Source organism: Pirellulales bacterium (genome assembly GCA_019694455.1).
Lineage (GTDB): Bacteria > Planctomycetota > Planctomycetia > Pirellulales > JAEUIK01 > JAIBBY01.
On the sequence record JAIBBY010000049.1, the window covers coordinates 1 to 23,187 of the forward strand.

General features: G+C 63.8%; 21 protein-coding genes. 9 read left to right on the forward strand and 12 right to left on the reverse strand.

All coding sequences use genetic code 11. The features are described 5' to 3' along the window. The 3 genes from K1X71_16795 to K1X71_16805 all read left to right on the forward strand — a co-directional run. On the forward strand, positions 1 to 1,237 hold a 1,237-nt coding region (locus K1X71_16795; GenBank protein MBX7074801.1), incomplete at its 5' end, for a hypothetical protein. 88 nt (positions 1,238 to 1,325) lie between these two features. Then, the gene (locus tag K1X71_16800; protein ID MBX7074802.1) at positions 1,326 to 1,748 is read left to right on the forward strand and encodes a hypothetical protein; all 423 of its coding nucleotides are present in this window, start codon (positions 1,326 to 1,328) and stop codon (positions 1,746 to 1,748) included. Between the two features lie 98 nt (positions 1,749 to 1,846). Next, positions 1,847 to 3,052 carry a glycosyltransferase family 4 protein gene (locus K1X71_16805; protein ID MBX7074803.1) on the forward strand — a complete coding sequence of 402 codons (1,206 nt, stop codon included), beginning with the start codon at positions 1,847 to 1,849 and terminating at the stop codon, positions 3,050 to 3,052. Between the two features lie 14 nt (positions 3,053 to 3,066). Here the strand turns inward: K1X71_16805 and K1X71_16810 are convergent, their stop codons facing one another. The 6 genes from K1X71_16810 to K1X71_16835 form a co-directional block, all read right to left on the reverse strand. Next, on the reverse strand, positions 3,067 to 4,485 hold the full coding sequence (locus K1X71_16810; protein ID MBX7074804.1) for an amino acid permease: 1,419 nt from the start codon (positions 4,483 to 4,485) through the stop codon (positions 3,067 to 3,069). A 166-nt stretch (positions 4,486 to 4,651) separates the two neighbouring features. Continuing rightward, complete coding sequence (locus K1X71_16815; GenBank protein MBX7074805.1) at positions 4,652 to 6,397, reverse strand: hypothetical protein; 1,746 nt, start codon at positions 6,395 to 6,397, stop codon at positions 4,652 to 4,654. Between the two features lie 200 nt (positions 6,398 to 6,597). Next, positions 6,598 to 7,374 (reverse strand): class I SAM-dependent methyltransferase, encoded by a 777-nt coding sequence (locus K1X71_16820; GenBank protein MBX7074806.1) that lies wholly within the window; start codon positions 7,372 to 7,374, stop codon positions 6,598 to 6,600. A gap of 67 nt (positions 7,375 to 7,441) precedes the next feature. After that, entirely contained in the window at positions 7,442 to 7,663 is a 222-nt protein-coding gene (gene infA, locus K1X71_16825; GenBank protein MBX7074807.1) for a translation initiation factor IF-1, read from the reverse strand. Between the two features lie 199 nt (positions 7,664 to 7,862). Beyond that, a complete protein-coding gene (locus K1X71_16830; GenBank protein MBX7074808.1) occupies positions 7,863 to 10,388 on the reverse strand; it encodes an FtsX-like permease family protein in 2,526 nt (841 codons plus the stop codon). Further along, the gene (locus K1X71_16835; protein MBX7074809.1) at positions 10,385 to 11,116 is read right to left on the reverse strand and encodes an ABC transporter ATP-binding protein; all 732 of its coding nucleotides are present in this window, start codon (positions 11,114 to 11,116) and stop codon (positions 10,385 to 10,387) included. Before K1X71_16835 ends, K1X71_16830 begins: the two co-directional genes overlap by 4 nt. Positions 11,117 to 11,235: 119 nt before the next feature. Here K1X71_16835 and K1X71_16840 point away from each other — a divergent pair, with 119 nt between their 5' ends. After that, positions 11,236 to 12,216 (forward strand): YihY/virulence factor BrkB family protein, encoded by a 981-nt coding sequence (locus tag K1X71_16840; protein MBX7074810.1) that lies wholly within the window; start codon positions 11,236 to 11,238, stop codon positions 12,214 to 12,216. Here K1X71_16840 and K1X71_16845 read toward each other — a convergent pair. After that, positions 12,213 to 12,431: a hypothetical protein gene (locus tag K1X71_16845; protein MBX7074811.1), complete on the reverse strand. Its 219-nt coding sequence runs from the start codon at positions 12,429 to 12,431 to the stop codon at positions 12,213 to 12,215. The genes K1X71_16840 and K1X71_16845 overlap by 4 nt on opposite strands. Positions 12,432 to 12,668: 237 nt before the next feature. Between K1X71_16845 and K1X71_16850 the strand changes: the two genes are divergently transcribed. From K1X71_16850 to larA, 5 genes are all read left to right on the forward strand, one after another. Beyond that, the gene (locus K1X71_16850; GenBank protein MBX7074812.1) at positions 12,669 to 14,555 is read left to right on the forward strand and encodes a GTPase domain-containing protein; all 1,887 of its coding nucleotides are present in this window, start codon (positions 12,669 to 12,671) and stop codon (positions 14,553 to 14,555) included. A gap of 212 nt (positions 14,556 to 14,767) precedes the next feature. Then, positions 14,768 to 16,933 (forward strand): enoyl-CoA hydratase/isomerase family protein, encoded by a 2,166-nt coding sequence (locus tag K1X71_16855; GenBank protein ID MBX7074813.1) that lies wholly within the window; start codon positions 14,768 to 14,770, stop codon positions 16,931 to 16,933. 37 nt (positions 16,934 to 16,970) lie between these two features. Beyond that, positions 16,971 to 17,720, forward strand: a complete 750-nt coding sequence (locus K1X71_16860; protein MBX7074814.1) for a hypothetical protein — start codon at positions 16,971 to 16,973, stop codon at positions 17,718 to 17,720. 316 nt (positions 17,721 to 18,036) lie between these two features. Beyond that, entirely contained in the window at positions 18,037 to 18,333 is a 297-nt protein-coding gene (locus tag K1X71_16865) for a small basic protein (protein ID MBX7074815.1), read from the forward strand. A 148-nt stretch (positions 18,334 to 18,481) separates the two neighbouring features. Continuing rightward, positions 18,482 to 19,756: a nickel-dependent lactate racemase gene (gene larA / locus K1X71_16870; protein ID MBX7074816.1), complete on the forward strand. Its 1,275-nt coding sequence runs from the start codon at positions 18,482 to 18,484 to the stop codon at positions 19,754 to 19,756. Positions 19,757 to 19,768: 12 nt separating this feature from the next. On the opposite strand, the gene K1X71_16875 is transcribed toward larA, so the two are convergent. The 5 genes from K1X71_16875 to K1X71_16895 all read right to left on the reverse strand — a co-directional run bounded on the left by K1X71_16875 (position 19,769) and on the right by K1X71_16895 (position 23,187). Continuing rightward, positions 19,769 to 20,893, reverse strand: a complete 1,125-nt coding sequence (locus K1X71_16875; protein ID MBX7074817.1) for a terpene cyclase/mutase family protein — start codon at positions 20,891 to 20,893, stop codon at positions 19,769 to 19,771. Between the two features lie 186 nt (positions 20,894 to 21,079). Further along, positions 21,080 to 21,280: a hypothetical protein gene (locus K1X71_16880; protein ID MBX7074818.1), complete on the reverse strand. Its 201-nt coding sequence runs from the start codon at positions 21,278 to 21,280 to the stop codon at positions 21,080 to 21,082. 10 nt (positions 21,281 to 21,290) lie between these two features. Further along, positions 21,291 to 21,773 carry a hypothetical protein gene (locus K1X71_16885; protein ID MBX7074819.1) on the reverse strand — a complete coding sequence of 161 codons (483 nt, stop codon included), beginning with the start codon at positions 21,771 to 21,773 and terminating at the stop codon, positions 21,291 to 21,293. Between the two features lie 35 nt (positions 21,774 to 21,808). Further along, positions 21,809 to 22,636: a signal peptidase gene (locus K1X71_16890; GenBank protein ID MBX7074820.1), complete on the reverse strand. Its 828-nt coding sequence runs from the start codon at positions 22,634 to 22,636 to the stop codon at positions 21,809 to 21,811. 116 nt (positions 22,637 to 22,752) lie between these two features. Further along, complete coding sequence (locus K1X71_16895) at positions 22,753 to 23,187, reverse strand: carboxymuconolactone decarboxylase family protein (protein MBX7074821.1); 435 nt, start codon at positions 23,185 to 23,187, stop codon at positions 22,753 to 22,755.

Below are 23,187 nucleotides of genomic sequence, written 5' to 3' on the forward strand. Positions count from 1 at the left end.
CTTCGCGCTCGCGGCGGCGCCGGATGCCGAGCTTCAACAATCGGTTCGCCGGCTTGTGGCCCGGCTCGATCAACCGGCCGTCGCCGATCGCGACGCGGCGGAGAAAGGTCTGCTGGAGCTGGGCCCCAAGATCTTGCCGCTGTTGCCCGAGCCATCGCCGCGCGCCAGCGCCGAAACTCGCGAGCGACTGGCGCGGATTCGCGTGGCTCTGCAGCGCACACGCGACGAGGCGTTCACCAAGGCCACCCAAGTGACACTGGAGGGCAAGTTCCTCCTCTCCGAGATCATCGACGAGCTATTGGACCAGACGGGCAATCAGGTGGTCGATTATCGCGAGCAGTTCGGCCAGGAAGCCGACGACTTCGAGATTGAACTTGCCATCAAAAACCAGCCGTTCTGGCAAGCGATGCAGACGATTCTCGACAAGGCCGAGATGGCCATTTACCCGTTTGGCGATCAGCAGGCTATTGCGCTGGTCAAGCGAGCCGAGGATACTGGCGAACCCGGCAGCGCGACGGCGATCGACGGCGCGTTTCGCGTGCAGGCGACGCGCTTTGTGGCCGAACGCGACCTGCGCAATCCCACCAAGCACAGCCTGCAACTGACGTTGGAAGTTCAATGGGAGCCGCGACTGCGGCCTATCGCGCTACTGCAGCCAATGGAAACGTTTACCGCGGTGGATGGCCGCGGCAACGTAGTCCCAGTGGCGGTGCAAGAGGCCCAGTTCGAATCCGAGATCAACCCCGGCGTCATGGCCAGCGAACTGATTGTGCCGCTCGCGCCGCCGCCGCGCTCCGTGGAACAGATCGCCTCGATCAAAGGGGAGCTAACGGTGCTTGTGCCCGGCGGCGTCGAGTCCTTTCGCTTCGCCGATCCGGCATCCGCCAAGAACGCCGAACAGCGCCGCGGCGGCGCCTTGGTGATCGTGGAACAGGCCCGCAAAAACAACGCCATTTGGGAAGTGCGGATGAGAGTGCGCTACGACGAAGCGGCCGGCGCCTTGGAGTCGTTTCGCGGCTGGGTCTTCAATAACGAGGCCTATCTGCAAACCGCCGATGGCAAACAAATCAAACCGGCCGGCATGGAAACCACCAGTCAATCCGAAAACGAAGTCGGCATGGCGTACCTGTTCGATCTGGCCGACGGCCTCGCGGGCAAGGAGTTTGTCTACGAAACGCCCACCGTGTTGCTGCGACTGCCGGTACAATACGAATTGAAGAACCTCCTCCTTCCCTAGCAGTTAGCGGCGAGGCCAATTGAGCATGCTCACGTCCCTGCTTCCTGCGCAGCTCAAGGTTCAATGGCGACACCCTGCCAGGCGCCGAGTGGCGATTGTAATCCTCGTGCTCACTGGTATCGGGATCGTATTGGCGCCGATCGCGTACGAAAGCATTCGTAGTGCATTGCTGCTTCGAGCAATGCTATATCACGACTCCTATGTGCTATATGGAGATCCCACAAGTATTTCACGCTTGAAGTCCATCTTGCCCCGGTTAGTTGAGATTCACCGGCAGGCCAGTATCCGGAGCGCCGGGTTTTCAAGTGAAAAGATTTTCGCGCTGAACGACTATAATGAAAGGATTCGGGCTTGGAACGCACTGCTGCACGCAGTTGAGTTGACCAATGACGGTGCAGCCATCGATTATGTAACGCAGTACCTGAAGTCAGATCGAGCGGATGAATCCGAGAAGCATAATGCACTGCGTTTCTTGCCTCGCATACGCGCCAACAACGCATCAGGTAATTGATTACCGCCAGTTCAGGCCTCCTCGCAAGGCGATGTTTGAGTTCATTCTTCTCGACCAATCAAGAGCGAGCGTGACCCTACTCCATGCGTGTCTTGTTGATGAACCATTTCCCGTTGCGCGGATCAGGGACGGGCACCTACACGCATGACCTGGCCACCGCGCTGGTCGAGGCAGGGCACGAAGTCGAGTGTTTGATCGTCGACCGTCAGGAGCGCGCCGAGCAACCGTTTCATGTCGAACGGGTCACCTGCCGAGCCGGCGACGCGCGCGCCGATCTGCCGTTCGACTTTCCTTGCTTCACCGCGCATCCGGAGAGTAGCGTCAATTTTCGCGATCTGACCGATGGCCAGCTTTCCGCCTATCGCGATGCGTTGCGGCATCGACTCGACTTGGTGGTTGACCGCTTCAATCCACATATCATCCACGGCCAACATATCTGGATTCAGGGACACTTGGCGCTTGAGACGGGCGTGCCATATGTCCTCACGGCGCAAGGCACCGATCTGATGGGCTATCGCGACGAGCCGCGTTGCCGCGCGCTGGCCGAACAGGCTGCCGAGAACGCCGGCCGGATCATGGCGGCCAGCGAGTTCATTCGCAGGCAGGTGTTGGAAACGTTTGAACTGGCCGCCGACCGGGTCGAAACGGTGTATAGCGCCATCGACACTCGGCCCTATCTCGAAGCGCCGCTCGAACGGGCCGAGGCGCTGCGGCGCTTTGGCCTGCCAGCCGATTGCCGCCATCTGGTGCTGTTTGCCGGCAAATTAGTGCCGTTCAAGGGAGTCGATACGCTGCTCAACGCAGCCGCCATCTACGAGATGGATCCCGCGCGCATTCACACGGTCATCGCGGGGGATGGCGTCCAGCGCGCGGAGCTAGAGGCGCAAGCACAGCGGTTGCGACTCAAACGCGTTCACTTCCTTGGCGATCTCGATCGCGCGTCTTGCGCCGCGCTCTACCACCTGGCGGATGTCGTCGCCATGCCGTCGCGCGGAGAGCCGTTGGGCTTGGTCGCGCTCGAGGCGATGGCGGCCGCCACACCGGTCGTCGCCACCGACGCGGGCGGACTGGCCGAAATCATCACTCGCGAGGTCGGCGGCTTGGCGCCAGTGGACGATCACGAGCTACTGGCCGAGCTATTGCTCGAAGCGGTCTGCCTCGATTGGAAAGCCAAAAAAGGGCCAGCCGCGCGCCGCCATGTGCTGGCGCGGCATGGCTTTCAAGCCTGGGCCGCGCGGATTGAAGCGGTTTATCGCCAAGTGCTCAGAGAACGCTTTGGTGGCGATTGCTGGGAACGCGCCTGAACCTGCGCCGCCAGCTAGCGACTCTGCGATTTGGCGCCAAGCAACAAGTAAACGCCTAGCCCCAGCGCGATCAGCGTGAGCCCGCTGAGGCATTGCCACGGCGAGGCCGCCACCATGCTCGCCAAAAAGAACACATAGAACGCCAGAAAGATCGCTGGCACGATCGGGTAGCCCCAGCAGCAATAGGGGCGCGGCGCGTCGGGGCGCCGCCAACGCATGACGTACACCGCCGCCACCGCGGCGAAGTAGAACAGCGAGCCGCCAAAAATGGCGTACTCGGTCAGCACGTCGAACAATGGCTTGCCCGCGACGCCAGTCACCAACCTTTGCGCGTCCCCCGCCAGGATCAACACAATCGACCACGCCGAAAGCGTGGCGATCGCCACGGCCGGAGTGCCGCGCCGGCTGATGCGCCGCCACCAACGCAAGAACTCGTGATCGCGCGCCACCGCGAACAGCACCCGCGGGCCGACCAGCACGTTGGAATTGAGCGCTCCAAAGACCGACACCAGAATCATCGACAACACCAATCGCGCGCCAAACTGGCCCAGCAGCGCCTGCGTCACCGCGACCGCCGGCACCTCGGCGGCGGCGATTTGCGAGCTGGGCAATGTCAGGTGGTAGCCCAGATTCGCCCCGGTGTAGAGCACGATCAATAGCAGCACGCCGCCCCCCAGCGCCAGCGGCACGTTGCGCTGCGGGTTGCGAATCTCCTCGGCGATCACTGTCACCTGTCCCCAGCCGTCGTAGGCCCACATGATGCCGGCCAGCGCGCTGCCGATTCCGGTCAGCAGGCTCATCTTCAATTCGGGCGGCCACAGTGGTTCTCCGGCTAGAGAATGTTCGCGGGCCGCCATGAATGGCAGCACCGCCAGAAACACCAAAAAGCTCGCCTTGATCACCGTGGTCACGTTCTGCACCGCGCCTCCCCACCGCGTGCCAATCGCGTTCACTACGGCAAGCCCCGCAATGGCGCCGATCGCCACCAGCTTTCTCATGGTCGGGGCGTCGGCATCGGCCGCCAGCCAGCCCACGTCCTGCAACAGTTGCACCAGCGTGATGCCCAGCGCCGTGGCCAGCGCCGCGATGGCGCCGCTGCGCATCACCCAGAACTCACCCCAGCACCACAAGAATCCCCACATGCGGCCATAGGCTTCGCGCAGAAAGATGTAGACGCCCCCCGCGTGCGGAAACATGCCGGCCAGTTCCGCTTGCGCCAGCGCGCCGCACAAATTGATAAGCCCGCACACCACCCACAACGACAGGATCAACCCGACATAGCCCCCCGTGTCCTGGGCGATGATCCGCGGCTTGAAAAACACCCCCGAGCCAATCACCTCCCCCACCACGATGGTCAGCGCCGAGAAGAAGCCGAGCACGGCTGGCAAGGTTTCGATTGGCGGCGGCGCGTTCGCTTTGGCGGGGCGTGTCATGCCGCCAAGCATACTGGTCTTTTGCCGGGTTCACGAGTGCCGCCAACTCTAGCCAGCGCGCCGTAAAGAAAAAGCGGCGCCGGCCGAACAGGTTCGACCGACGCCGCTGGGCGTTCACTACATTTCCGAAGCGCGCAACCTGATTGGGTCGCGCTCCGTTCGCTCTTTAGAGTTGCGGCAGGGCGGGACCCATCTGAGCGATCATCGTGCCGATCAACTTGAGCACGCCTTCCTCCCCCTCGAAATGAATATTCATCCCATTCGGGGCGGGCTTCATCGTGATGGTCAAGGTGTCCTTCGACCCGTCGAGCGCCTGAGCCAACAGGGCGGCGTTGGGGTTGTCCTTCTGGCCTTCGGCGGCCACCTTCACCAGCGGCGCCAGTTTGGCGACGATTTCCACCGGCGACACGGCTTCGCTGGCCGACTCCTCGGAGTCGTCGATCGCCTTCTTCAGGCCGTCCAGGCTGTTTGTGCCCAGACCCACATAAACGCTCTTGGGACCGATGCCGATCACCAACTCCAGATCGTAGCCAAACAACCCGGAGAGCGCGTCACCTTCGTCTCCCGGCGGGATCGGCAGCAACACGCGGCTGAACTTCACCCCCTTGTGCTCGACCACGTTCTTCTCGATGCCGTAAAAGCCGGCTTCGTTTTCAACAGTGTCCACCAGTTCGTCCAGCAACTTGGTGGCCGCCGAGTCGTCGCTGACGTAGCTGCCGAGCAGCAGCGTGAACGGGCCCTTGCCCTTGAGCGCGAAGCCCAGATCGGTTTTGCCGCTCTCCGCCGTCTTGCGGTTGATGTCCATCAGCTTTTCGACAAAGCCCTTGAGCAGATCCTTGATGTGCTCATCGCCCAGGTTGAAGTTGTCGACCCGGACATTCAACTCTTCCTGCACCGTGGCCAACAGGTCCTTCATCTGGGTGATGTCGTTCTCGGTCAGATTCAGCGAGACTACCCCCTTCAGCGCGGCCTCGTCCACATTCTTGAAGCCGGCGAAGCGCGACTTGCCGTCGCTCATCTTGGCCATATCGGCGGCGGCCTCCGAGCCACTGATCGCCGAAACCGTCAAGTCGCCCAGCGTCATCCCCTTCTCGCGGTCGATCGTCACGCCAAACGTGACCTGCTCCACTTCATCGAGCATCGCGGCCATCGCATCGAGTTGCTCGCGGGCGATCGCGGCCGCCAGCTTTTGCTGGTCCTCATCCAATTTCGGCAGCGAGTCGGCACCCGGCAGTTGGCCACCACCCGGCAAATTGTCGAGACCGGGGATCTGCATCCCACCCTCGCCGGTCAAGCCTTGCTCCAAGCCAATTTTGAGTTGCTCGATCGCCAATTGGCGGAAGATCTCCGGAATGTTCTGTATGTAGATCCGCACCGCGCCGTCGTAGTTGTCGTTCAGGCCGGAGAGGTACTTGGTGGGATCGTCGGGCAGGTTCTCCAGGAACTCGGCGCCCATGCTGGCGAACGTCCATTCCTTGTGCTGCTTCATCGCGAGCGACTGGCCCTGCAGTTCCACGTGCCAGACGCCGTTTTCATCCTTCTCGGGCTCGCCGGCGACACCCGAAATCGCGCCCATGAACTTCTCCAAATCGCTGATCGGCAAAAAGCCGATGATCTGGAACGAGACGCCATCGGTGTTCACTGCAAAGCCCCACGGCTTGGACTTGTCCAAGCTGACCAAACCCTGACCCTGCGTGACGAGCTGGATCAGACCTTCGATCCCTTTGCCCATCTCGTCGTTGCCCGACACCTTGCCGACAAAGTCGAGGTCGTCGAGCAGTTCTTGATAGTTCCTGAGCGAAGCCACAAACAGCGGCTTCATTTCCGCTTCGGCGTCGTCTTGCGCAAACGAGCGCGCGGCCGATCCGGCCAACAGACAAACGGCGAGCGCCGACAGAAGGCACTTTTTCACTACGAGTCTCCTCTTCAAAACGAGAATATGTCAGCCGGCGTCGACAAGCCGGCCGGGGGGGGCTGGGGTGGGTCGCAAAAACCCCCCGTTGGTAGGCGACGGTAATACCCCGTACGCGAGCAGACAGTTTTACTAAAAACTCGCGCTACCGCCACAAAAAAGCGAAAAAGACGCGCATTATGGCGCGCCGATCCAAACAGTTACTTGTCGCGGATTCCCCTTTTGGGGACGGCCCTTTTTTTGATCGCCAAAAAGGTGTTCCAACCGGCCGGCATTGGCAGTCCGGCATAGCCGGGCAAGCGACGCGTCGCAAATCCGGATAGCTTCAATTGGCGAACGACTTCCACGGCCGGATAGAGCCGTAATCGGTGGGTTTCGTGGTCCCGGCGGTATAGCTCGCCCACACGCCGAAATGTCGTGATTTCTCGCGTCAGCCGCCGCCTGTTGCGATCTTCCTCGGCCGCATACAGACAGGCCCAGTCGGCTTGTTCGGTGGCGGCGTGAGTTCTTCCGGTTGGTCCTGCCCGGCCAGGTCCTGCCACGTCGAACTGAAATAAACCGCCGGGCAACAGCGCCTGCTGGACCCGCGCAAAGAATTTCCACAGCCGCGCGTCGGTATGGCCCCTGTCGAAAAGATAATTGAACACCTCTCCCACGGCCGCCACTGCCACGCACGGCGGCAACTTGGCGGTCAAGAACGACTCGTGCCGAAACTCCCCGCCCGGCACGCGTTGCTTGGCCAAGGCCACCATCGCGGCCGAAATGTCAAAGCCAAGTACAGAGTAGCCCGCCGCGGCGATCCGCTCGCTGAGGATGCCGCTGCCGCAGCCGAGTTCGATCACTAGCCCCGATTCGTGCTTGGCGCCGCGCAAACGCGCGAGCAGTTCCTGGGCCGCCGCTTCCGCGAACCGGCCAAATCCAGCGTCGTGGATATACGCCAAATCGTCGCGGTACGCAGGCTCGTGTTGGTGGGGCATTGGAGTTTCAATCGAACGCCAATCTATCGCTTGCGCTAACAGATCGACTGGCGCGAGCAGCGTTTGACTACCGCTCGCGGAATGTGATCCGACCCTTGGTCAGGTCGTACGGCGAGAGCTCGACGCGCACCTTGTCGCCGGGCACGATGCGAATGAAATTCTTGCGCATCTTGCCCGCCACATGCGCGATCACCTCGTGTCCGCCTTCGATCTTCACGCGAAACCGCGTGTTCGCCAGTGCCTGGGAAACAATGCCTTCTACTTCGAGAGCTTCTTCTTTTTGCGCCATAGGCGACTCCGCAGGGAAAAAGAACTAACGTCTTGCAGCGGCGCCTCCGCCTTGGGGCGCCATGGAATTCGGCTAATCAATGCGCATTCACAAATCGATTGGCGTATCTGAGCGGCCGAATCGACTCATGATACCGCGCCTCCATCCCGCCAGAAAGCGTAGTTCCCGCGAGATTTAGCGAGACTAATCCCCCCTCGGCTCATTCGTATTGCAGCGCGCTGACCACGTTGAGCCCCGCCACCCGCCGCGCCGGCAACAGGCTCGCCAACAGCGAGATCACCACCGCCGAAGCGAGACACGCGGCCACAAACCACCATTCGATCTGAAAATCGACCGGATGCCCCATCAGCGGGTACACCGCTCGATTCACCAGCCAGGCAAGCGCCATGCCCACCACGGCCCCCGGCAGCGCGCTGGCCAGGGACAAGGTCAACGCCTCGGAGATCACCATTTTGCGCGCTTGGCGGCGCTGCATCCCAATCGCCCGCAGCACGCCAAACTCGCGCGTCTGCTCCAAGGCGTTCATCGTCAGCGTGTTGACCACCCCCAACGACGCCACCACAAACACCAGCGCCATCAACAGCCACAGCGAGCCGAGCACCCCCGACATCATCCGATCGAGCATCACGCGAAAATCTTGCTGCGATTGCAACATGAGATTGCGCGACTCGCAAAATTGCTTTAGCTCGACGCCAAGCGACTTTGCCTGCCCCGGCCGTGTCACGACCATGAACACGTCCACCGCCCGCAAAGGTAGCCACTCGCTCACCGCGGCGCGCTCCATGTAGAGCGCCATGCCCCCCACGGTGTACTCGGTGGTGAGCGCCGCCACGCGCACTGTTCGCGGTCCTTGCCGCGTCGCCAGTTCGATCGTGTCGCCCGGCGCCACGTTCAGCCGCCGCGCGAGCAAGGTGCCCACCACCGCCTCGCCGGCCAATAGCCGCGCGCGCACGTCGGCTTCGTCGCCCGCCACCAGGTCGAGCGACAGCGGACCGTCGACCGATTGATCGCGCGCCAACAATAGCGCTCGCGCTTCGCCGATCCGCACGGTCACAAAGTTGAGCGCGCCGACGCGCGCCACCCCCGGCAGCCGAGCCATCGACTCTCCCAGGTTGGGCGGCATGCCCGCCGCGGCCAACAGCCCCGTGTCGGGCATGACGCTGCGCACCAGAAAATCGCTGGTGATGGTCCGCCGCGTCCACTCTTGCACGTCCTGCACGTTGTTGATGAGCGAGTGTCCCATGCTCAGCGCCACGACGATGGCGATGAATAGCACCCCCAAAGTTAGCGCCGTACGTGTTGGCCGACGAGTCAATTGCCGCTGCGCGAGCTTGCCCTCCAAACCAGTCCAGGGATGCAGCAGCCACGCGGCCAGGCGAGTCAGTGGCCGGACGACCAGTGGCATCAAGAGCACGCACGCCACCAGGCACCCCCCCATGACCAGCGGCAACAGCGTGGTGAGTTGCTCGGCGCTGATTCGTCCGCTTAGCACCGTGACGATCAGCGCGCCGTCCACGGCCACCAGTATCACGCCCAATAGCGCTGGCCAGCGGCGCGCGGCGCCGGCCGATTCGTCGTCCAGTTGCAACAGCCCTGTCAGAATCGAGCGCGACGCCGCTTGCCGCGCCGGCAGGTAGGTGGCCGCCAGCGACATCACCGGCCCCACCACCAGCGCCAGCACAAACGGCCACGGCGTCAACCGTAACTCGGGCAGCGGCGCCCCGATCACCTTTTGCACCGCGGCGGTCAGCGCCATCGAAAGCAACACCCCTGCGGCGGTCCCCAGCGCGGTGCCGGCTAGACCTAGCACCAGCGCCTCGACGAGCACCATGCGCACCACCTGTCGCCTTGTGGCGCCAATCGCTCGCAAAATCGCCATCTGCCGGCGGCGCTCGCTCAGGTTCATCAAGAAGGTGTTGAGCACCACGAATGCGCCGGCCACTAGCGACACCGCGCTCATCGCCGACAAACCTTGCTCGGTGCTCAACAGGCTGTCTTGCGCCAGTCGGCTGCGCGACGCCGGGCGCTGTGCTCGCAAGCCAATCGGCAGCGTCGCCGCCAAGGCTTGTTCCACCCGCTCGACCGACGCACCCTCGTCGAGCACGACCGCCAGCGAGTTCGCCTCCTGCTCCGAGAAGCCATGCATGGCGCGGCCTGCCGAGAGGGTCACAAAAACTACGTTGCCTCCGGCGATGGCCGCCGCTCCCTGGGCCGCCAATAGCCCAACGATGGTCGCTTCTCGCGAGCCGCGTGGCGACAGCAGGCGAACGCGATCTCCTAGCTTCAATCCACTGTCGCGAGCAAAGCCCGCTTGCAACACAATCTCGTCGTCGCCGGCGACCTGCCGTCCCTCCGCAAACGTGTAGTCGCGGGCCAATTGATCGAGCCGCGGATCGATGCCTAGCAGCAACACCCCCACCACGCCGTTGCCGGTGGCCAGCGCCGTGTGGCTCTGCACGTTGGGGACCAGCGCCCGCACGCCAGGCACGCGCGCCAGCGTGGCGACCTCTTCGGCGTCGAATCGCCCCGACCCCTCGGCCACGATCTCCAGTTCGGCCCGTCCGGCCAGCGTAGTGAACATCTCGCGATAGGCCGATCGCGTGGTCCCCACCGTGAGCCAAATCGCCACAATCGCCGCCACGCCGATCGAGATGCCCAGCAGCGTCAACAGCGCGCGCACCGGTCGACCGCGCAACTCGCGCAGCGAATACCGCGCCAGGCTCATGGGGTCGCTTCCTCGGCGGCCTGCGGCTGCTCTTGGCGCCGCTCTTCGACAATCAATCCGTCGCGCAGCACGATCAGCCGATCGGCCAGCGCCGCATGCTGCGGATTGTGCGTGACCATGAAGATCGCCTGACCATCACGATCGGCCAATTGCCGCAAGATGCGCATCACCGCCAGGCCGCTAGCGCTGTCCAGGTTGCCCGTTGGTTCGTCGGCCAATAGCGCCACGGGCCGCGTGACCAGCGCGCGGGCAATGGCCACGCGCTGCTGTTCGCCTCCCGACATTTGCTTCGGTCGATGGCCAGCGCGGCGCGCCAGCCCGACCTGCTCGAGAGCTTCACGCGCGCGGCGCTCGGCCTCTCGTTCGGCCACACCGTCGATCACCAACGGCAGCGACACGTTTTCGACGGCGCTCAGCACATCCAACAGGTTGAACGCCTGAAACACAAAGCCCACTCGTCGGCGGCGGATCAGCGTCAAGGCGTCGTCGGTTAACTGACCAAGTTCCTCCCCACCAATGAACACCTGCCCCGAGCTAGGCGGCTCCAGTCCGCTGACGACGTGCAGCAAGGTGCTCTTGCCCGACCCCGAGGGGCCCATCACGGCGACAAACTCGCCCGGCGCCACCGTCAAATCGACGCCGCGCAACGCCTCGACGGCGCCATCGCCTTCGCCAAATGTCTTGGCGACGTTTCGTGTTTCGAGCGCCGCGATGTTCGATTGTTCCAAACTGGCCTCGCGCGGGAATGAGCGGCGCAGGCTGGCGCGCCGGCTGCTCCGACCGTAGCAAAAGGCCCGCTAGAATGAAATGGCTCGCGCCCCTTTCCCAGCACCGCAGGCAGTCCGTCATGGTGATTCAGCCCATTTGGTTCTTCTGGCGCGTGGTCCAAGGCGCCACGTTCGAATGGATCGAAGACAAGGCCCCGCGGATGGCCGCCGCGCTTGCCTTTTACACCGTTTTCTCGCTGACTCCCATCGTGCTCATCGCCATCGCGATCGGCGACATGTTCTACGAACGCGAGATGGTCTTGAATCACGCCCTGGAAGAAGCCCGCTTTTTGATCGGCGCCGCCGGGGTCGACGCCATTCGGCTCTTGATCGAGCACGCGCCGCGCGGTCAGGCCAATCCCTGGATCGCCCTGGTGGGCCTGGCGACCATGTTTTTCGCCGCCACCGGCGCCTTCACCGAACTAAAAGACTCCCTCGACACCATCTGGGAGGTGCGACCCAAGCCGGGGCTTGGCATCTGGGACATGGTCCGCAATCGGTTCCTGTCGTTCGCGCTGGTGCTGGTGCTGGGATTTCTCTTGCTGGTGTCGCTGGTCGCCAGCGCCATGCTCACCGCGGCCAGCAACAGCGTTTTGTCGTTCGTTTCCGATCGAGTGCTGCTCTTGCACCTGGGCAATGCCGCCGTCTCGATGCTGGTGATCACGCTGCTCTTCGCGCTGATCTTCAAGGTGCTGCCAGACGCGGAGGTTTTCTGGCAAGATGTCTGGCTCGGAGCGGTCGTCACCGCGGTCATGTTTGGTGTCGGCAAGTCGCTCTTTGGCCTGTACCTCGGGCACAGCGCCATCGCGTCCAACTACGGCGCCGCCGGCTCACTGGTGATTGTCACGCTATGGACCTATTACACGTCGCTCATCATTCTGTTTGGCGCCGAAATGACGCAAGTGCAGGCCAAGCTGCGCGGCCACGAGATTGTGCCGACTGCCAAGGCGGTGCGACTGACTGAGCACGAGCGCGTGCAACAAGGCATCCCGCACGATGCGGTCGTGCGAGAATCGGTTCGCGAGCAAGAGCAAGCCGAACAAGAACCCGATCGGGCCTAGCTGCCAGCCGCCGGATAGGCCGGCGCCGCGTTAATCGCCGGAGGCGCCGCCGCGCCAACGGCGGGCGGAGTCACGACCGGCGGCGTATAAGGCGCCGCTGCGGGCGAATAGGTCGGCGGCGGATACGAACCGCAGCCACCGGGGCCGCAGGCGCCGCAACAACCGGTTGCGGCCGCCACCAAACCCACGCCAACCAACGCGACAAGATCTCTCATGGGATTCCGTTCCCGCCAGGGCAGATGCATTTCCGCGCGACAGAGGGCCCGCGGCAAGGTCGCGGACGGTAGGAGAATCGTCCCGGCGGGTCAAGATCGGGCTGGCGTCACGCTCGCCATTTCAGTATGCCGAGGCGCCGGCTGGTATACTGGGTCGATTACAGCCCGCCACCCACTTTGTTCGCAATGCGTGCCGTGATGCGCGGCCCACTCATTCATAGGTCTTGCTAGCAGCGCATGAGCGGCAACTTCGCAAATTGGGCAGTTCAGGTACGCCGGCTGAACGCCGCGCTCACCGAGCTTGCGCCCCTGGCAGAGGCCATCGGCGTCCCCGCCCCGGCGTGCTCCGATCGCCCCGCCGATCGCGAATGGCACGAACTGCTCGCCCACAAGTTGATGCCGCAGCTTGCCGGCGATCCCTGGCTGGTGGCGGCCGTGGTCGGCGGCACCAATATCGGCAAGTCGCTCATCTTCAATCACCTGGCAGGCGAAGACGCCAGCGCCGTCAGCCCGCTGGCCGCCGGCACCAAGCACCCGGTCTGCTTATGTCCGCCCGGCTTCGACGACCCGGCGACTTTGGAGCGGCTCTTTGCCGGCTTTGAACTGGAGCCGTGGCACGCCAGCGCCGACGCGCTGCAAGACAGCGCGCGCGACCTGCTGTTCTGGCGTGTGGGCAAGAACGTTCCGCAGCGCCTGCTGCTGCTCGATACGCCCGACATCGATTCCGATCGTCAGGTCAACTGGCGCCGCGCCGACGGCGTGCGCCACGTGGCCGATGTGCTGGTGGCCGTGCTCACGCAGCAAAAATACAACGACGCCGCGGTCAAGCAGTTCTTTCGCAAGGTGGCCGAGGCCGACAAACCGGTGATCGTGGTCTTCAACCAATGCGACCTGGAAGGGGACCGCGAATACTGGCCCCATTGGCTGGAGACATTCTGCGAGTCGATCGGCGGGCGCCCCGATCTGGTGTATGTCGTGCCGTACGACCGGCAAGGCGCCCGCGAGCGCCGTCTGCCGTTTTATGAAGTTGGCTCGCGGGCAGACGCGCCGCTGGGCCAACCCGTTTCGCTGCGCGACGATCTGGCCAGCCTCAAGTTCGACGAGATCAAGATTCGCACCTTTCGCGGCGCGATCCAAAAGGTGCTCGACCCGCGCGCCGGCGCCCCTGCCTATCTGGCTCGCATTCGCCATTCGAGCGGCCAGTTCGACGCCGCGCTGCGCGCCCTATCGACCACCGAGATGGCCCGCGTTGATTGGCCCACGCTACCGGCCGAAATTCTGGTGGGCGAAATTCGCGATTGGTGGGATACCCACCGCAGCGAGTGGGCCCGGCGAGTACACGGCTTCTATCGCACGCTGGGGCGCGGCGTCACCTGGCCGGTGCGCACCGCCTGGAGCGCGCTCAATCCCCCCGGCGTCGATCCGCTGGAGGATTTCCGTCGCCGCGAGCGGCACGCCATCTTGCTGGCCGTGCAAAAGCTGCTCGACGAACTGAAGCGCCTCTCTGAAGTGGGCAACGACACCCTGCGCCCACGTCTGGCGCATCTGTTGCGCGGCGAAGCGCGCGCGGAGCTACTGGCCCACGTCGAGCGCAGTCACGCCCAATTGCAGCCGGTCGACGATCACTACCGCCAGTTCCTCCGCGCCGAGCTGGACGCCTGGAGCCAGGACAACCCCAGCTCCGTGGCGTTTCTGCGCTCGCTCGACCATGTGCTCGCCATCGCGCGGCCGGCCATCACTGTTTCGCTCGTGGTCAGCGGCTGGGTGCTGGCTGGTGGCATCGTTCACGAGGCGGCGTTGCAGGCCGCCACGCACACCGCCACCGAGCTGGCGACCGAGGCCGCATTGACGGGCGGCATCGCCGGCGGTGGCGAGGCGATTGTCGACGCCACCAGCTCGCGCATGCGCATCGCCGCCGCGCGACTCTTCACGCGCCTGCAAACGCGCTATACGCAAGAGCGCGCCCAGTGGCTCGCCACCTGGCTCGAACAAGAACTGTTGGGCAGCCTGCTCACCGAGCTAAAAGACGGCGCCCGACTCAGCGACTCCGACGCCTTTCGCCAGGTCGAAGCGGCGCTGGCCGAACTCGGCGCCCCCCAACCAATCGCCGAATCGGTCGCCTAATTCGTCCCTCGCCCCGCATCGCGGGGAGAGGGTGGCCGCAGGCCGGGTGAGGGGCGGCGGCGGCAAAACGCTGTGTTCGCACAACTCCGGTCGCCTAATCTCGCGCAATGCTCGTGGGACTTGCACCTCGCGCGCCACGGCCCTACCATCGCCAGCTTGGCGGCTACTCTTCCTCAGTTCGGCGGCTCATCTCACGGATAGGCATCACGGCTATGGCACAAACGCAAACCGAAGTGGTTCGACTCGAAACCGAGGGCGATCTGGCGATCATCACCATCGATTCGCCCCCCGTGAACTCGCTCAGCCGCCGCGTGGTGGCCGGCCTGGCCGACGCGCTGGCCCGCGCCAACGCCAATGCCGCCGTCAAGGCGATCGTGCTGCGCGGAGCCGGAGACAACTTCATCGCCGGCGCCGACATCGCCGAGCTAGGGCAGGCCAGTGGCGGCAAAGTCGCCAATCCCGAAAGTCAACTCGCCTCGTCGCTGCAAGGCTGGCTCGACGAAATGGAAGCCAACGCCAAGCCCATCGTCATCGCGCTCGATGGCTTTGCCCTCGGCGGCGGACTGGAAGTGGCCCTGGCCGGGCAGTGGCGCGTCGGCACAACCCGCTGCCGAGTGGGCCTGCCAGAGTTGCGGCTGGGTCTGCTCCCCGGCGCCGGCGGCACGCAGCGCTTGCCGCGCATCTTGTGTCAAAAACTGCCCGGGCTCGCCGGCCTGCAAAAGGCCGCCACGATGATGCTCGAAAGCAGCGAGGCCCGCGCCAAGGAAGCACTCGAGCTGGGCATCCTGCAAGAGTTGGTCGAGCCAGACAAGCTGATGGACGCCGCCAAGACGGCTGCCCGCAAATTGGCCGCTGGCGAGCTAAAGCCGGTCCGCGCGTCGAAGCTGGGCGACAAGCTGTGCAGCAAGGAAGAGGCCGCCGGCTTTCTGGAAATGGCCAAAGCCTTCGCCGGCGACAAGATTCGCAACATGGTCCATCCAGAGCATTGCCTCGACGCCATGCTCGCTGGCGCCAGCGAGGGCTACGCCGTCGGCATCCGCCGCGAGGCCGAGAACTTCATGAAGTGCCTCGCCGCTCCGCAGTCGGCCGGGCTGATCCATCTGTTCTTTGCCACCCGTACCGCTGCCAAGGTGCCCGGCGTCACCGATCAGAAATTTCCGCCGCGCGAGTTTGCCCGCGCCGCCGTCTTGGGAGGGGGCACTATGGGGAGCGGCATCGCCACGGCCCTGCTCGACGCCGGCCTGCATGTTACGCTCAAGGAAGTCAACGACGACTTCGCCGCCGCCGGCCGCGGACGGATCGAAGGCAACTTTGGCTCGCGGCTCAAAAAGGGCAAGCTCACCCAGCAAAAGCATGACGACAATCTCAGCCGTCTCAAGGTGCAGACCGACTACGCCGGCTTCGACCAGCTTGACATCGTGATCGAAGCGGTGGTTGAGAACATCGAGCTCAAGCAGCAGGTTTTTGCCGATCTCGAAAAGGCCTGCCGCCCCGATTGCGTGCTCGCCTCCAACACCTCGACCATCGACATCGAGCTGATCGGCGCCCGCACCAAGGCCGCGCCGCGGATCCTTGGCACGCACTTCTTTTCTCCCGCCCATGTGATGCCGCTGGTTGAGCTGGTACGCAGCAAGCAAACCAGCCCCGAGGTGCTCAACTCGGTCATTAACCTCTCCAAGCGGATCAAAAAGACCCCCGTCACCGTCGGCAATTGCGTCGGCTTCCTGGTCAACCGCATCTTCTTCCCCTACGGGCAAACCGCCGGGCTGTTGGTCGATCACGGCATCGACCCCTACCGCATCGACAAGGCGGTCTTCGACTTCGGCATGCCGATGGGCCCCTTCCGCATGGGCGATCTGGCTGGCGTCGACGTGGCCAAATTCGCCGGCGGCATCCTGGCAGACGCCTACCAGCAGCGCAACTACGTCTCGACGCTGGTCGATCACCTCTTCGCCGAAAAGCGCTTCGGGCAGAAGACCGGCAAGGGCTACTACCTCTATCCCGATGGCAAAACGGCGCAGTCCGATCCCGATGTCGCCGCGCTGGTGGCCAAGGCGCGGGCCGACGCCGGCAACCCCAAGCCGCTCGACATCACCGACGAGGAAATTGTGGAGCGCGTTCTGTTTGGCGTGGTGAACGAGGCCTGCCGCTGCCTGGAAGAAGGGATCGCCATCCGCGCCAGCGATATCGACGTGGCCACCGTGCTCGGCATGGGCTTTCCGCCCTACCGCGGTGGCATCATGCATTGGGCCGACACCCTCGGCAGCAAGTACATTTGCGACAAGCTCACCGGCTGGTCGCAGCAGCACGGCCCGGTGTACGAGCCGTCTGCCTACCTGCGCGAGCGGGCCAGCAGTGGCAAGAAATTGAGCGAGTGAGGCCCCGCGCCGCCCGCTCGGCAAGGCGACCCAGGTTATGGACCAGCAATCAAAACGTCGCTGGTTTCAATTCCGCCTCAGCACTTGGCTGATTTTGATCGCGATCATCGCCTGGGCGATGGCGGTCAGGCCGCCGGCGACCTTTAATGCTAGTTCGACAGCAGGGTCAAAGAAGGTGTCGGCGCATTTGCTTGTCCATGTTTGCACAGACTATCGCGAGCACTTCTACCAATTGAATTTCATTCCTGCCGGGTTTCGGAAAGCCTACTATCGAACTAGGCCCGAGTATCCTTATTGCAGCGTCTTGGTCGGCATGGGCGACGGGGTGCAGCGCCACTATGCGTCAATTATCTTCATCCCATCGTGGAAGTCGTTCTTTCCCGTTCTCGCTCTATTTGGCCTTGTCACCGGTAAGTCCTTGTGGCGGCTCATCCAACGCCGTCGCCAGCGGGCAGCGCAAACGACTATCGCGAAATATCGTGACGCTATGGTCGACTTGCCCAAGCAACCCCGTCGCCGCTGGCCTCAGCTTCGCCTCAGCACATGGCTGATTTTGATAGCGATTCTTGCCTGGTCGATGGCCGTAAGACCTTTCTTTTTGCGCTCGGCTCTTACGGCGCCGGGCGCGCAGCCAATACCACTTGATAAATCGCTGGTCGTCGTGACCGAATTGAACCCACGATTGCACGGTCCGGTACTTGCGATGGCGGCGTTTCTGGGGTGGCAGCTCGCCTGGCTGCTGATCGAACGCCGCCGCCAGCGCGTAGCGCACAAGGCCACCGCGTGATATTGTGACGCCATGGACGACCGGCCCCACAGAGCGCCCCGGATCATGCGGCTAAGCTGGCAGTTCGGCCTGTGGCTCGCGCTGCTGCCGGCGCTGATCGCGCTTTTGATGTGGCTGCTGCAAATCGTGCTGAAACTATAGCCCCAGACAGCCCGCTGAGGAGGCAAATCAGCGTTTCACCCCAACTTGCCGCCTGGGGGCCGTTTTCGCTATACTCCCAGATTCCCCGGCGGAGGCGATCTGTGCCCCGTCGGCGGCTAGCTAGCTCGCCATTCCCGGCCAGTCCGGCCGGGTTCGACACGGAGATGCAACCAAAATGACCATGGACAAGAGTTTGCGCCCCCGCACCGGATCGGCGCGGGCACGCAACGTCATGACCCGCGACGAGCGGATCGCCAAGCTCCAGGAGCAGGAGCGCTGGCAAGAAGGCCAAAGCCCGCTGGGCCTCCCCAAAGTGCGGGTCTACAAGCTCAGCATGAAGAAAAAGAAGAAGCGCAAGGAAGAAGAGGGGGAGGCCGGAGCGGCTGCCCCCGCCGCGGCAGCCGGCGGCAAAGCGGCCGCCGCCGCCAAACCAGCGGCCAAGCCCGCCGGCAAGGCTGGCGGCAAGAAGTAGTCGCGCCCCGCCGTTGTGCCGACCAACTCGCGCAGCCTGGATGCGCCCCCGCTCCAGCGCTGCGTTTTCTTGCGCCGAGCAGAACGAGAACACTGCTTGCGCCGAGCAGACGAGAACACGCCACGCCTATCACCCGTCGAGGCAGCCCATGCGCGTCAAACTCGAATATGGTCGCACCGGTCTTGAGGTCGAACTGCCCGACCGCCCACTCGTTCGCAAACTCGCCTATAAGGACGCACCGGCCGTCGCCGACGCGCAGGCCGCGGTCGAGGCGGCGCTGGCTCGCCCCACCGGCACGCAGCCTTTGGCCAAGCTTGCCCAGGGGCGCCGCGACGCCTGCGTGGTCATCAGCGACATCACCCGCCCGGTGCCGAACCAAATCATTCTGCCGCCGATCCTGCGCACGCTCGAAGCCGCGGGCATCCCGCGCGACCAGATTTTGATTCTCGTCGCCACCGGCCTGCATCGTCCCAACGAGGGAGATGAGTTGATCGAGATGGTCGGCGCCGACATCGCCGCCAACTACCGCATCGAGAATCACAACGGCCGCGAGCTCGCCGAACACACGCACCTGGGGGACAGCCCCCGCGGCGTCCCCATCTGGATTGACAGCCGCTATGTGAACGCCGATCTCAAGATCACTACGGGCTTGATCGAGCCGCACCTCATGGCGGGCTACTCCGGCGGTCGCAAGCTGGTCTGTCCCGGTCTGGCCGCGCTGGAGACGGTCAAGGTGTGGCACGGCCCCGCCTTCTTGGAGCACCCCAACGCCGATTGCGGTATCCTCGACGGCAACCCGGTCCATGAGGAAAACACCTGGATCGCCCGCCTCACCGGCTGCGACTTCATCGTCAACACGGTAATCGACGCGGAACGCCGCCTGCTCAAGGTGGTGGCCGGCGACATGGAAGCCGCCTTCCTGGAAGGGGTCGACTTTGTCCGCGACGTCGTCCGCGACACCGTGCCGCAAGCGGTCGATGTGGTGGTCACCAGTTCGGCCGGCTACCCGCTCGACACCACGTTCTATCAGGCGGTGAAGGGGATGGTCGGCGCCTTGCCGATCGTCAAGCAAGGGGGCACGATCATCCTGGTCGCCAGCCTCAGCGAAGGGGTCGGCAGTCCCGAGTTCAACCGACTGTTCGACGAGAACGACTCGCTAGAAAGCTTCGTCGAGCGGATCCTGGGCAAAGACTACTTCGTGCTCGACCAGTGGCAGCTTGAAGAGCTGGCCAAGGTCCGCCGCAAGGCGCGGGTGAAGATCGTCAGCGACGGACTCTCGGCCGACGAGCTGGACCGCCTCTTTGTCGAGAGCGCCCCTTCGGTCGAGGCCGCCGTGGCCGACTCGCTGGCCGAATACGGCCCCGCCGCCACCCTGGCCGTCATCCCCAAGGGACCCTACGTGCTGGCCCAGGTGGGGGCGTAGAGGGGGAGTTAGTTATTCCCTCGGCTTCAGATAGCTGAGCGTCAACAGCGCGTAGCCAGTCACCAGGTTGGGGTCGCCCTCCATCCAGCGCGTGGTCGGGTTCACCCAGGCGCCGTCGGGGCGCTGCCGCTTGGCCAGTTCGCCCAAGAGTTCGCTCCGCCAATTGTGTTCTGCGCCGCTGGCGTCCTTAATCTGGTCGGTCCCCAGCGCGTCGAGCGCCTTGGCGAAGGTGTGATAGTAGTAGTACAACCCCGCCTCTCCCATGCCGGGGTTCTCGGCCAGACTGTAGTGCTTCTGCGCCCAGTCGAAGGCCGCCTTCACGCGCGGGTCGTCGGGCCCCACGCCGGCGAAGATCATGCTCTTCAGTCCCGCGTAGGTCATCGAGCCATAACTGCGCAGGCCGCCGGCGTCGGTCTCGCCAGCCATGCTCGATCCTCCCGCCGCCGGCGTGTAATAAAACCCGCCATCCTCGACTTTGGCGGCGAACGGCGTGGTGTTGTGCTCGCTCTCCAGGTTCTGGCAACGCGAGACAAACACCAGTGCCTTTTGCAGCGCCGGATCGTCAGGGCCCTTGCCCGCTGCCCGCAAGGCGTCGATCAAAAAGCTGGTGTTCGACAGGTCGGGCCGCTTCTTGCTACCGTAGCCCGCCCCGCCAAAATTCACGCTCGAACGGTCATGCCCTTCGTTCTCGTCCCATTGCAACCCTTTGACAAAGCCCTCGGCCTTGGCCAGCAAATCCTTGTAGCGCCCGTCGCGATTGGCCTCGGCGAAGCAGACCATGGCGATGCTGGTTTCGTAGTTGCGGTGCGTGCTGGTCGGGGTGTAGATGCCGCCATCCGGCTGCACGAACCCTTCCAAGAACTTGAGGCTCTTGGCCACCAGCGGGTCGTCTGGCGTGCGGCCAGCCCGCAAGATGCCCGCCGTCACCAGCGCCGTCACGGCCGGGCTGGCGCTGGCCGAGTACGATCCATCGGGCGCCTGTCCAGTCGTGGCCAAAAAGTCGATCGCCTTGGAGACCACCTGTTGGTACTGCTTGGCGTCTGCTGGGGCCTCGTCCGCTCCGTTGGCCAAAGGCGCCGCCACCAGCGCGACCAAACCGAGCGCGAACAGTCCTATTGCGATCTTCCGGCCAGACATATCAAAAACTCCTAGCTGAGGTGGCGATTGCCGTGGGGCGCTATAGCCCAAAGTATCTCTGTTCAGTTCGCTGGCGACAACGCGCTGGCCGTGGCCAAAATTTCGCCGCGCGCGGCGCGCAAATCACCACGCGGCCGAGCCGGACATTTACGCGGCGACAATCAACGATCGATCGCCCGCCGGTTGCTAGAGCGACACCCAGGCCAGCCAGGCCAGCGCCAAGAACCAAAGGAGCAACAACCCCGCCGCCACCGCCAAGGCCACGCGCTGGGCCCGCGACGGCGCCGGAATGGGTGCGAGCGCTCGCTTGGGCGTCTGGACGCCGCGCGCTTCCCGCTGCGTGCCGCCCGCTGCGGCCTTCGACTGTGTTCGCGGGCTGCCGGTCACAGGTAATCCGTTACTTGGCTTCGGTAAGCGTGATCTTGTAGTTGCGCGTCAAATCGCGATCGAAGTCGAAGACGTCGTCAAAATCCTCGCGGCGATCGTCCTTGGTCTTGTGCATCTGCTCGATCTTGATGAGGTTGAAGACGATCTCGCCGAAGTCGCCGGTTTGATGAATTCCCCAACTGTTGAAGACGCACTTGGCCATCAGTCCAAACTGTTCCAAGGCGTATTGCCGAATCGCCTCGCACAGTTGTTGTCCGGTGAGATGGCGTTGGCGTTCCTCTTCTGGAGTGGGGGGCGTCGCCACCTCTTCCGTGGTGGCCGTTTTGGCGCTCTTCTTGCGCCGCTTGGGGGGCTTCTCGGCCTCGCCGCCGCCACCCATGCCCAGCGTGTTGTGGGCAAAGTTCAGCGCCTCGAAGACAAAGATGTACGCGTCGAGCGTGTACCGCTTGTCGTCGGCTAGCAGTTGAGCGATGGGGTGCGAGGGTTCGATCATCGTCATGGCGAGTGGTGGCGCTGCCGGCCGTGATATCAATGGTTGGCGCCGCCGGTCTTCGGCAGCACCGTCAAAACGTCGCTGGCGTCGATCAATATCCGCCGATGGTCTTCGGTTTCGACCAGCAGTTGGGCGGACAGTATCTCTTGGGCCAGCACCTTGGCGCGCCCCTTGCCAGTGATGATCTGCACCCCCACCGGCGGCAACTCCTTCTGCAACTGCTCATAGGTGTCGTACTCATATCGTAGGCAGCATTTCAGCCGTCCGCAGCGCCCCGAGATTTTGGTCGGGTCGAGGGTTGCCTTTTGCAGCTTGGCCATCTTCATCGACACCGGCGGCATGGCCGCCAGGTGCGTGTTGCAGCAGACCGGCTTGCCGCAATCGCCATAGTCGGCCAGCAGCTTCGCCTCGTCGCGCACGCCGATTTGTCGCAACTCGATGCGGGTCTGGAACTCGGCGGCTAGCGCCTTGACCAAATCCCGAAAATCAACCCGGTTCTCCGCCAGGTAGTAAAACACGATCCGTTCGCCGCCAAACACATGCTCGACGTCGACCAGCTTCATGTCCAGCGCTTGCTGCTGGATATGATCGCGGCAGACTTCAAACTCGCGCCGCTCGGCGGCGTGAATCCGCGTCAATTCGCGTTCGTCTTCCCCGGTCATGTCGCGCATGATCTGACCGCGACCGGGCTGATCGAGATAGTTCACCGCCTGATCGGTCGCCTCGCACAGCACCTCGCCCGCTTCCAGGCCGCGTTCGGTGCGGGCAATCACCCGCGCGCCCCGCGCATAGAGCGATCCGCTGCTCGTGGTAAAAACCCCGAGCGCTCGCGTGGAGCCGCAGCGGACGACATATTTGGGCAACCGGCGCCCCCCCTCAAATGGCGGATTCAATGATCGAAGCTGCGAGTATACCCCCTGCCCATGAAGGCGCAAAGCTGGCAGCCGCAATCACTTTGAGCAATCCGCCGGGCGATTGGTCAGGGAAACACGTCGGGCCGCACCTGAAACGCGTCGGCCAGCGTGTTGGTGCTGTTGAACAGCGACACCACTTCCATCAGTTCGCCAAGCGCCTCGCTGCTGAGCCCCAGCTTCTTCGCCGCGGCGGTGTGTGAGTTGATGCAGTAGCTGCAGCCGTTGGTGGCCGATACCGCCACGGCGATCATTTCCTTGGTCAAGGGGTCGAGCACGCCGGGCGCCATCACCCGCTTGAGCCGGTTCCAAGTGTCTTCCAACAGCGGCGGATGCGCGGCCAGCGTCTTCCAAAAGTTCGGCACAAAGTCGATCTGCTTGGTTCGCCGAATATCTTCATAAATTTCGCGCACCCGCCCGGTCGCCGCCGACTCCTCGACCATCTCGACCGTCGCGCCGCGCTCCACGGTGGTCCGCCGCGCTTGCTTGCTGCTCGCGTGCAT